Origin of the sequence: Baaleninema sp., assembly GCF_049974805.1 — a bacterium.
Classification (GTDB): Bacteria; Cyanobacteriota; Cyanobacteriia; order Cyanobacteriales; family Geitlerinemataceae; genus Baaleninema.
Window position 1 is genome coordinate 81,187 of the sequence record NZ_JBNGCO010000004.1, and the last position, 11,625, is coordinate 92,811.

At 49.7% G+C, this 11,625-nt stretch carries 7 protein-coding genes; 1 reads left to right on the top strand and 6 read right to left on the bottom strand.

Annotated features, from left to right (window positions below):
- Position 1: 1 nt before the first annotated feature.
- The 6 genes from ACP5D4_RS01825 to ACP5D4_RS01850 all read right to left on the bottom strand — a co-directional run bounded on the left by ACP5D4_RS01825 (position 2) and on the right by ACP5D4_RS01850 (position 10,649).
- Positions 2-982 carry a glycosyltransferase gene (locus ACP5D4_RS01825; protein ID WP_428009908.1) on the bottom strand — a complete coding sequence of 327 codons (981 nt, stop codon included), beginning with the start codon at positions 980-982 and terminating at the stop codon, positions 2-4.
- Positions 983-991: 9 nt separating this feature from the next.
- Positions 992-2,809: an ABC transporter ATP-binding protein gene (locus ACP5D4_RS01830; RefSeq protein WP_428009909.1), complete on the bottom strand. Its 1,818-nt coding sequence runs from the start codon at positions 2,807-2,809 to the stop codon at positions 992-994.
- Positions 2,810-2,834: 25 nt separating this feature from the next.
- Positions 2,835-4,547, bottom strand: a complete 1,713-nt coding sequence (locus ACP5D4_RS01835; protein ID WP_428009910.1) for a tetratricopeptide repeat protein — start codon at positions 4,545-4,547, stop codon at positions 2,835-2,837.
- Between the two features lie 127 nt (positions 4,548-4,674).
- On the bottom strand, positions 4,675-6,276 hold the full coding sequence (locus ACP5D4_RS01840; RefSeq protein ID WP_428009911.1) for a tetratricopeptide repeat protein: 1,602 nt from the start codon (positions 6,274-6,276) through the stop codon (positions 4,675-4,677).
- Positions 6,277-6,326: 50 nt separating this feature from the next.
- A complete protein-coding gene (locus tag ACP5D4_RS01845) occupies positions 6,327-7,559 on the bottom strand; it encodes a sulfotransferase domain-containing protein (protein ID WP_428009912.1) in 1,233 nt (410 codons plus the stop codon).
- Between the two features lie 75 nt (positions 7,560-7,634).
- Positions 7,635-10,649, bottom strand: coding sequence for a glycosyltransferase (locus ACP5D4_RS01850; RefSeq protein ID WP_428009913.1), 3,015 nt, complete (start codon positions 10,647-10,649; stop codon positions 7,635-7,637).
- A gap of 138 nt (positions 10,650-10,787) precedes the next feature.
- Between ACP5D4_RS01850 and ACP5D4_RS01855 the strand changes: the two genes are divergently transcribed.
- Positions 10,788-11,625, top strand: an 838-nt coding sequence (locus ACP5D4_RS01855; RefSeq protein ID WP_428009914.1) for a sulfotransferase family protein, incomplete at its 3' end; no start/stop codon positions are given.

Genomic DNA, 11,625 nt, shown 5'->3' on the forward strand with positions numbered 1-11,625 from the left:
TCTAGGGAAACCGCATATGAATCAGCAACGCTTCGATATCGAAGGGTTTGGGATATCGATCGACCAAGCGATGCATCCAGGGTTCGGGTAATACTAGGGTGGCGGTGGTTCTCAACAGCACTTTCCAAACGACGCGCCGCCGCCACAAGTCTCGATCGAAATACAAGGCTAAGGCTAAATACCGAAATGCCGATCGCGCCCGTTTTCGTTCGGGCGTTAAATCCAGGGCTTTGTAGGTGAGATATTTGTACCGATGTCCCAAACACAGGGTTTTGAAGGGTTTTAAGGACTCGGGGGCGGTCTCGAAAATTCGATCGATGACTTTCAAACTCGAGGCTTCCATCTTCGCCAGGTTAAACGAAGCCGATCGCGTCAAGGTACGATAGAGAATCTGCGCCTTCGGTACGACGACGAATCGATATTTGGCCGCCAAACGCACCCACAAGTCCCAATCTTCTGCGGGAGGAAACGAAGTTTCAAATCCCCCTACGTCGAAAAACGCCGATTTGCGAACTAAAACGTTGGAACCGCTCCCCACAAAATCGTTAATTATCAGTTTGTCGTAGACGTTCCCTTCAAAACTCAGACGCGGACCGTGGCGGAAAAATCGATCGCTCTCGTCTACGTGTGCCGTCCAACTATAGGCCACTGCAGCGTCGGGATGGTCTTTCAACGCCTGAAGCTGGGCGTCGAGTTTGTCTGACGTCCATAAGTCGTCTGCGTCGATAAAGGAGAGAAACTCCCCTGAAGCTAGCTTTGCGCCGCGATTGCGACTTTCGGCTTGTCCAGCGTTGGGATAGGAGTACAGGGAAATTCTCTCATCAGCGATCGATTTGACGACGTCCACTGTGTTATCGGTGGAACCATCGTCGATGACGATTAACTCGAAATCGCGAAAGGTTTGGTCGAGAACGGATTCGAGGGTCGATCGAATCGTCGCCTCGCCGTTATACACCGGAATCACAACAGAGATTGCGACCATACCCCTCCATCAACGATAATTTCGGGCTTGCGTCTCGAACAGTCGCGCGTAAACCCCTTGCTGTTCCATCAAGACTTCGTGGGGTCCGCTTTCGACGATACGTCCTTTATCGAGAACGTAAATGCAATCGGCCATTCTCACGGTGGAGAGTCGGTGAGTAATTAACACCGCAGACTGACCCTGAAGCAATTCTCGAAACTTTTTAAAGACTTCGTATTCGGCTTTGGGATCGAGGGCGGAGGTGGGTTCGTCGAGAACGATAATTTGGGAGTCGCGCAAAAAGGCTCGGGCGATCGAAACTTTCTGCCACTGACCGATACTCAACTCTTCCCCGCTCTCGAACCGCTTTCCGAGGATGTTATCGTACCCACGCGGAAGACTTTGAATCACTTCGTCAGCTCCGGCCCGGCGAGCGGCGGCCACGATGCTTTCGTCGTCGGGAGAACAGTCCACGTTCCCCAGCCAAATGTTTTCCCGCGCCGTTAAATGGTATTTGGCGTAATCTTGGAAAATGACGCTGATTTGGCGTCGTAGGTCTTTCACGGCGAGATCGCGGAGGTCGATACCGTCGAGGGTAATGTGTCCGGCAGTGGGGTCGTACAACCGACAAAGTAGTTTGATCAGGGTCGTTTTTCCCGAGCCGTTTTCACCGACTAGGGCGATGACTTCTCCCGGTTGCAGGGTTAGATCGATGTTTTTGAGAGCTTGCCGTTCGCTGTCGGGATAGCGGAAATCCACGTTCTCGAAGGCCAGTCCAGTTTGCATGGGACGAGGGACGGGTTTGGGATAGGGCGGATCGACGATTTTGGGTTTGATGCTGAGAAATTCAAAGAGGTACGAGAGATATTGATTGTCTTCGTAGAGTCCGGCAACCCCTTGCAGGATGTTCCAGAGAGAGCTGTAGGCTTTACGAAACGCTTGGTTGTAAAGTACGAGATCGCCGACGGTAATGTTACCTTGAACGGTTTGGTAGGCCACATAGGCGTACACGCCCCAGGTGGCGACGACGGAAATCAGGGTGGTTAGGAAATCGGCGGTCGTGCGGCGCAAGGTGATTGCTAAGCGTTCTTTTCGCAGACGCCAGCGCAGTCGGCGAAAGCGATCGGAAAAGAGTTTGCCGAGGTCGAAGAGGCGAATTTCTTTGGCGTGTTGGTCGTTGAGTACCAGGCTGTTGTAATATCCGGCTTCTCGCTGGGTGGCGGTTCGTTGTTTCAACCATCGGTGAATTTCTCGGACGAAGGCGACGCGCACGAGAATGCGGGGAATTACGGGAAGGAACAAGACACCGGCCACGAGCCAGTTAAAGGTCAGGAGCGTTGCCCCCATCGTCGCTAGTTGAACGAAGTTGCTGCCGACTTGTTCGAGGCGGTTGAGGAGTCGTAGGGGGACGCCGTTGGCTTCGTTTTTGGCTCGATCGAGGATGTCGTAGTAGGTGGGGTTTTCGTAGTGTTCGAGATCGACTGTGATGGCTTGGTCGTGGATAATTTCGAGGAGTCGATCGGAAACGACTTGTTGTTGGTATTGGTTGACGAGGGTGGAGACGGAACTCAACATGGCCCCGGTGAGGTTGACGACCCCCATGGCGATGACGAGAGGGGTGACTTTGGCAAAGGCGGTTTCGGGGTTGCTCGCGTCGAAGCCTGTGGTGATGGCGTCGAGGAGCAGTTTCATGATGTACAGGCGCGTGATGGGAAGACAGCTTTGGACGATGGTTAATGCGGTACGGGCGATCGTCCAGATGGGGCCGCTTTCCCAGACGATACGCATCGCCCGCCCGAGGTGGATGACGCGCTGAGATTCAAATTGTAGGAGCTGACGGGTACGCATGAAAGGCGGGGAAGTAACGGGTAGCTTACGACCAGTTAAAGGTCATCTCGAGAAGGGTTTGGAGTTCTTCGTTGTAAGGACGATAAAATTCAGTGAGTAATGCACGAACGTCCTCGTGAGTCGATTGGTAAGTACTGGTGTTGTATCTTTGGTATTCTTGGAGAGGGACGGGGGCAACACCTAAAAATTGGTGAGTTTGTTGGAGAATAGTGGAGGGTTCGCGATCGAAACGCTCGCTTTCGAGAACTAGAAACTGTTCTCTTGGAAAAAACTTAAACCAATGTTTTAGGAATTCGACATAAAGTCCTCTGATAATGTAACGATCGCGTAAGCCGAACGGATTTTTGAGACTGGAGATTTCTTGAAGCTGTTGTTCGATAGCTGTTGTGAGCGATCGCTCTTCCTTGCCCAGTCGAACCCAGTGGTAGTAATGAGATATGGCTCGATCGGCTGGATTCCGTAACAAGACAATGAGTTTCATTTTGGGAAACTCTCGAGCTAACCGCTCGGCGGCTTCCGGAAAATCTAAGTAGGTCGGACTGGCTTCACCCGTCAATAAATATTCTGATTCTGGAACGGGTGGAAAATGTGCGAGATACCAATCTAAACCTTTGTCATAATTAATCGACCAAAAATGAATTTCTTTATTCAGCGACAAAAACAGATTAGGATGTTCGTTGAGATAGTAATATAAAGATGTCGTGCCGCACTTTTGAGCGCCAATCACAATGAAGTCAGGATGCGGAGATTTCAAGGAAGTTTCGGGACTAAGATGGGGGTAGCGTTTGAGGATTTCACGTTTTGAGAACTTGCGATAGCAGTCGATCGCTTCGGAAGTCCGGTTTTGGCGAGTTAGAACTTCAGCTAAATTCAGATAACTATCGAGATTGTCGGGATAGTTAGCAATGCTGGTCTCAAATGTTTGTTGGAAGTCTTTTAACCGATTTTGTTGAGCGGTCAGTTTCCACAAACGATCGTACCGCCACCATCCCTGCTCGGGTTTACCTTCGATCGATTTCCAAAAGGCGGCCACTGCTCCTTGCCAGTATTTAAGTTTTATAAGGGCATACAAAATACTTCGATAAGTTTCCCAGGAATCCGATTTTTGTTCGAGTTGCTGGCGACACTCTATTAGTTTTTCTAAGGACTCTGAATTGGGTTTATGCTGTTTTTTTTCGCTTTGAATATAAGCGGACACTGCTTCGAGCCATCGTTGTTGCTGTGCGAGGACAGTCCCGAGTTTCGCGTAGGTTTCGGGAGCATCAGATTTGAGTGTTAGCGCGTCGCGAAAAGCAGTTTCTGCGGCTTGCCATTTTCTTTGTTTAAACCGTGCTAACCCCAGTTTTTGATGAGACCAGAAAAATGTATCTTTTAATTGAATCGCTTTTTTATAGGCTGTCTCAGCTTCTAACCATTTTTTTTGTTTGATGAGAACATCCCCCAGTTTTTGATGCAGCCAAAATATATTCGGTTCGATTGCAATTGCGTTTTTATAGGCATTTTCTGCTGTTAACCACTTTTTTTGATAAAACAGAACGTCTCCAAGATTTTGGTATGCTTGACGATTTTTAGGGTTGAGTTGAGTAGACCTACGATAGGCGCGTTCGGCTGCTTCCCATTGCTCTTTTTGTGAAAGTACATTTCCTAAAGATTCGTGCAGTTCCGGACTGTTAGGGACGATATCGATCGCCTTATAATACAGGTTTATTTCCCGGTCGAATTCTTGGGATTCGTGCAAAATATCGCCGAGTCTTTTGGCATAAAATGAAGGTTTATATCGGGCGAAAATCGCAGCTCGACACAGGAATGAGACGAAAGCTTTATGGATTGTCTTTTTGTTTTTCATATTTTATAACTCTTGTTAATTAGTTCCAATTCAATTCAATTCCTAACAATTTTTCTAGCTCTTGATTATAGGGGCTGTAAAAATCATTAAGATAGTCTCTACTTTTTTGAGAGACGGGTGAATAAGAACCTGCATTATGTTTTTTGTATTCTGAAAGTGTGGATACAGGAACCCCCAAAAAATTATCAACTTTTTTTAGGGTTTTGCTCGGATCTTGATAAAAATCCTCACTTTTTAAAATTAAGAATTTTTCTCTCGGGAAGAGAGATAGCCAATGCCGTATAAATTCAACGTAAACTCCTCTAGCTACGTAATTACTGTGTTGATTCCAAACCGTTCCTTTTTGGTGAATCTCCATTATTTTTGCTTGGATAGCTACGTCAAACGACCGATCTTCTTGATGACGACGGATCCAATGATAATAATGAGAAACAGCTCGATCGACTGGGTTGCGCAACAAAATAATAAATTTAGTGTTCGGTGAATTTTCCTTCAGTCGTTCTGCTGCTACATCGAAATCTAGATAGCCGGGACAAGCTTCACCGGTTAAAAATTGGGAGTCAGGTGTCAAGGGCGGAAATTGTGAAAAATACCAGTCAATTCCACGATGGAATTTCCAAGACCAGAATTCCAACTCTTTTCGCAACGGAGAGAGGATTTGGGGATTTTTGCTTAAATAAAAGTAAAGGGAACTCGTTCCGGCTTTTTGAGCGCCTAAAATAATAAAATCGGGCTTCCGAGCGGTTTCTAAACTTTCGCTTACTTCTTCATTCGAGAAAATCTCTGGACGTTCTCGTTTCAGTTTGCGGTGCAGGGCTGTTCGATAATATGTAATCGCCTCGGGGATTTGTTTCTGATGCGTCAGTGCTTCGCCCAGATTGACGTAAACTTCCATGGAGTCAGGATGACTTTTTAGTGCAGTTTTATAGCGTTCGATCGCCTCTTCTAGTTTTCCTTCAGTATTGAGCGTTCGCCAAAAGTAATGATGGTAAAACCAAGGAAAAGTGGGATCGAGATTGATGGTTTTTAAATATAAGTTGGCGACTTCTGTCGTCCGATCGAATCGTCGCAGTAATCCCGCCAAGTCATAACAAATTTGAAAATTGTCGGGTTGCAATTCTAGGGCGCGATGATAGGCGAAAATGGCGTCTTCCCAGCGTCGGGAACGAACGGCTACCTGACTCCAGTGTTCGTAAGTGGGGTAAAAGTCCGGGTTGAAACGAGATGCCTTTTTGTAAGTCTCAGCAGCTTCAGACCATTTTTCCTGTTTCCGTAGGACGTCGCCGAGGTTGTGATACGACCAAAAAAATTCCTCGTTGAGTTCGATGGCTTGTCGATAGCATTCTTCAGCTTCGGACAAACGACCTTGGGCTTGTAATACGTCTGCAAGTTCGTGATGAGCTAGAGCGATCGAGCGATCGAGTGCGATGACGCGACGGTAATGAAATTCTGCGGCTTGAAACTCTTGAAGTTGTAACAGTGTTTTAGCCAAGTGGTAATGTTTCCACGGATCCTGTGGATGTAGGCGAACCTCGGCACGATCGACAAGCGAGCGAAGCATCCTTGGTAACTGTTTCCATCGTTCGATCCCTTGTTTGAGATAACTTGTTAAATGAAGCATAGCGTTCGGTATTTCTGTCGGGAATGCTTGAAGCTATAAAGCGATTTGAGTCACAGGGAGGGTTCCCAGTGTAACGTTCGACCGAGTTCGGCTTCGAGTCGTTCGATATCTGGTTGGAAGTAAGCCCTTAGTGTTTGGCGGATGGCTCGCTCGACGGGGGGATAGCTCCCTGTATTGTATTTACGATAGGTTTCTTTGTGACAGGGGGGAAGATCGAGGAATTCAAAGACACTGTTAGCCACCTCGTCAGGCTTTTCAAACAAATCTTCACTCCGAACCACCTGGATTTGAGGCTTGGGGAACCAATGCCACCAGTGTTGTAATTGTTGGACGTACCGACTTTGGCGTAAATAGATATCTGCCAACACGGCTTCAGCTTCTGTCTCGAATTTCCCTGATAAGCTAGTTTCGATCGCCCGATCGATAGGTCGGTGTTCTTGATGGCGACGGACTCGGTCGTAATACTGGGAAATGGTTCGATCGACAGGATTTCTCAGTAAAACCACCAGTCGAACCTTGGGAAAAGCTTCGTACAAGCGTTTAGGGGCTTCTGGAGAGGCAAAGTAGCTCGGACTCGCTTCTCCGGTAGCAAATCCTTCGGTTTCAGCGACGGCGGGGAAATGCGCCAGATACCAAGTTAAACTTCGATCGGGCTGGCTCTCTCTCAGAATATCGAACCGTTGCGACCAAAAATTAATTTCTTTAACGGCTGCTGGCAAGACCTTGGGATGTGCGGCTAAATACGAGTAGAGAGAACTCGTACCGCACTTGGCAGCCCCAATAATAATGAAGCGAGGTTCGAGAAATTGCTGGGAACGCCAAACTAAATTCGGATACGACCGTTTAAACTTCATACGATTGGCGGTTTCGTAACAGTCGATCGCACCGTCGAGATCTCCCTGTCGAGTTAGGGTTTCAGCGAGGTTGAGACGAACGACGAGGTTATCGGGGGCGTTCTGTACGGCTTTCTGTAACCGTTCGACAGCACTCGGAAGCCGGCTGGTACGCTCTAAAGCTGTCCAAAGTTGACCTTCGTACCACCAGCGTTTTTCCGGTTGTGCGTCTAAGGCTTGCAGGTAAACTTCTGCGATGTCGTTCCAAGCCTCTCGCCGTTTTAATAAATCGATTAGAGCGCGAGTCGTCGTCAGATCGCGAGGGTTGTGAATTTGTGCTTTGCGATAGGCGATTTCTGCTTGTACCTCCCGTTGAGCTGCTTCGAGGAAATGCCCCCATCGCCAATAGGCTGCTGCGGGTTGAAACCAGACAGTTAGGACAAACCGCATTCGTTCCCCGAGTTCTCGAATCCTTCGCCCTATCGTCAATTGTTTGAAAATCCGAATGCTTTGACTGCCCATAATCTAGTTATCTACGATGGCGTCCATTTTGGTGTAAAACAAGAGTTCCCGATGCAGTTTGGGAAAGGTGGGGAAGCGATCGAGAATGCGTTGCGTCCACGTGGGCGGAAGGAACGCTGTGGCTGCAATTCGCAACCAAAACTTTAAGACAAACCGTCGCTCTTGCCACAACTGCGGCTCGTTTTTCAATACAGTCCAAAACAACCGAGCCGCTAACTTTCCTCTGGCTTGGGTGGGTTCGCCGTCGAGGGCTTTAAAGGTAAGGTATTTATAGGAGTTGGCGTAGGTTTGTCGCTCGTAGGCAGGTAGGAGATCGGGATGTTCGACAAAAGGCGGTTGCGTCGGGGCGCGACGAAAGGCCGCTTCGAGTACCCGTAACTGCGATCGCTCCATGCGTTCGACGTTGGCCGATTGGGAGGTCGGAACCTGTCGGTAACGCAAGTGGGGTTTTTCGACGGCGACGAAATGAAATTTTTCCGCCAGACGCAACCACATATCGCGATCTTCGGCCGGAGGAAATTCCGGATTGAACCCCCGCACTTGGTAAAACGCACCCCGCCACATTAAAATGTTCGACCCGCCGGCGATGAAGTCGCTCAGCAGTAATTTGGGATAGATGTACCCGTTGCAAGTATAATCGCATCCCCGTTCGAGGTGCTTGCCGTCTTCGTCGATCCAATCGACCCAACTGTAGGCTACGGCGGGTTTGCGATTTTCATATCGCCGTTCGGGATCGGTGGGTTGTTCCCATTTAACGATGGCGTTATAGAGTTCTTCAAGTTTGTGGGGCGTCCAGAGGTCGTCGGCGTCGAGGAAGGCGAAAAATTCGCCCTGGGCGTGACAGGCGCCTCGATTGCGACTTTCGCCTTGGCCGGCGTTGGGATAGGAAAACACTTTGATGCGCGGGTCGTCGATACTTTTTACTACTTCGACGGTTCGATCGCTCGATCCGTCATCGATGACGATAATTTCAAAATCTGTAAAGGTTTGTTGTAAAACGGTGTCGATGGTTTCTGTGATGGTGTCTTCGGCGTTGTAGGCCGGGATAATCACTGATATGGCGGGATAGGGACGCGATCGCGTGTATTGAAACAGGTCTTCTGCCTCAAACCCGGGATCGGTATCGGGGTAAAGCCGTTGGGCTGTATCCCGAGGTAGGCTGCTGTGGGTGATGGCGGCGGCGACAATCTTCCCTAAAAGATCGCTGTACTCGTGGGCAAAAGGATCGTATCGATGGATGTTTTCAATGAATCCCACGACAGCTTGACAGTTTTTGACATTCCAAGGGGGTTGGAGGGCGCGATAGGTGAGGTATTGGTAAAGGTTAGCCAAACTTTGCGATCGCAGAGATTGAAAGGCTTGGGGCGCGGTACGGTATGCTCGATCGAGAACTGTTAAGCAGTAACGTTCGTGACGGACGACATCGGACGCCATCGATTGGGGTCTCAGGCGATACAAAATTTGAGCTTGGGGAACGCAGACGAAGAGGAATCGATCGGCCAGACGTAGGAAAAAGTCCCAATCTGGGGCGCTAATTAATGTTTCGTCAAACCCCTCGATCGCTGCGACTGCTTCGCGACGAATCAGGGCGTTAGAACTGTTTTCGAGGAAATCTCCCAGTAACAAATGAGAGAGTACGTCGCCGTTAACGGCTAGGTGGCTTCCCGGTCGGATAATCTGTCCCGATTCGTCGATGTAGTCCGTCCAGCTATAGGCTACGGCAGCGTCGGGGTTGGCTTCCAAGGCGTCTAGCTGCGCTTGGAGTTTGTCTGGCGTCCAAAGGTCGTCGGCGTCGATGAAGGAGACGTATTGTCCGAGGATGTGGTTGAAACCTCGGTTGCGGGTGGCGGCGGGGCCGGCGTTGGGATAGGAAAACACCCGCAGACGCGGATCTTCGATCGCTTTGACGACGCTGAGGGTCTCGTCGGTGGAACTGTCGTCTACGACGAGAACTTCAAGGTCTTTAAAGGTCTGGTTGAAGAGGGAGTCGAGGGTGGCTCTGATGGTGGTTTGGCAGTTGTAAGCTGGGACGACGACGGAGATCGTCGGGTAAGGCGATCGCGCGATCGATTGGAGGAAAAACGCTCGATCGAACGTTTTCCCCACCCCCGCCAACCACTCTTCCTCTAAGTCGGAGTGAGTGGCTAACAAGGCGACACTGATGAAGTCGGCTTCGTCCCGAAATGCTGGGTCTCGTTCGGCTAGATAGCACAGATAGCGATATGCCAGTTCGCGGCTTTCAGGGGTTAGAGGGGGGCGAAATGCCCAGTACGCCAGATGTTTGTAGAGGTTGGTCTGACTTTTCCAGTGGAACGACTGAATCGATTCGGTTTCTCCGGCAAAGGCGCGATCGAGAACGGCGAGACGGTCGGTTTCCCATTGGGCTAAATCGAGAGGCAAGTCCAGCGCCATCGGTTGGCGACGCAACAGGCTGACGCTGGGAACGCACACGAAGGGAAATTGACGCGCCAAACGCAACCCCATATCCCACGCTGCACCTGTTTTGAGGTTTTCGTCGAATTCCCCCACGGCGTTAAACGCCGCTTTGCGGACGAGGGGATTGGAGGGCGTTTCGAGGAAATCCCACACCAACAGGTACGGCCAGAGATTTCCCTGAAGTTCCTGATGGCGATCGCCCCAGGGGGTGGCCTCGTCGCTGAATTCTACCCAACTGTACGCCACCCCCGCCTCGGGATTTTCCGCCAGTGCTGCCTGTTGCCGTTCCAGTTTGTCCGGAGTCCAGCGATCGCCCACTTTCATGAAGGCGATGGTGTCTCCGGTGGCTTCGCGAAGTCCGAGATTCCAGCACGCGACGGGGCTGCGGTTCCCCACGGGAACCACCCGAACCCGCGAGTCGTCGATCGTGGCAACGGACTCGGAACTGTTCTCCTCGGTGTCCCGATGGAGCAGAATCACTTCGAGCTGTTCGGCGACCGTTTGGTGTAAAACAGAGTCGAGGGTCTCGTGGAGTTCGGCCTCGTCAGACTCGCTGGCGATAATGACAGAGGTTAGGGTCATGCGGGCAGGACAAAGGTTGAGGGTTGAACGTTCTCTTCGGATCTCGCTGGGGATCTTGCAGTTGAAGTTAAAAGATGCACTCTTCCACTATCTTACGTGCAATTATATAAATTGAAATCGGGAAAAATTCGGATCTTGATGTTAAGTTTTCTTAAAGCAAAGCCAACAGTATTTGTGGTTGGCTGTCCTCGCTCGGGTACGACGTTATTGCAAACTCTTTTAGCTACCCATTCGGATATTGTGTCGTTTCCAGAAACGAAATATTTTATTTTTTTGCAGCCCGAACGAGAGCCGAGGCGCAAGAAATACGGCGTCGTGTCTCGGCAGCTTTATCCTGTATTAGAAGCCTTTTTCTCTAAAGACCTCAAACGGCCAGACGTTGCTAAACGGTTGCCGAAAGTCGGTTTTATTGGGTGGTATACACGAGTGTTTTTCGGGTTGCTTCACGATATTGGTTTGGAGTATAATAAAAATATTGTTGTTGAAAAAACCCCCGAACATATAGACCATCTCGATGAAATCGAACGTTACGTTCCTAATTCAAAAGTGGTTCATATCGTTCGCAACGGCCCGGAAGTTGCGGCGTCGATGTACGAAGTGTCTCGACAGTATCCCAAGTGGTGGAAAGGCGCGAGTAGTTTAGATTACTGCGTCAATCGCTGGATCGAAACAACGCAACGGAGTTTAACCTATTCTCAAAAAGAGAATCATTATGTCGTCCGTTACGAACTCCTGGTTCGCGATCCCGAGGCGGTTCTCGTTCCCCTCTGTGAGTTTCTGGGGGTTCCCTTCGAGGCGGGGATGCTGACGAACTACCGCAAAACGTCGGCGTCGCTGTTGCGCGATCGCGAAAAATGGAAGCAGAAAGTCTCTCAGGTGATTCAGTTGCAAAAGTCCGATCGATTCGATCGCGTCTTCGACGAGGAACAGAAGCAATATGTGTTCGATCGCATCGCTGAAGCGGGACTGTCTCATC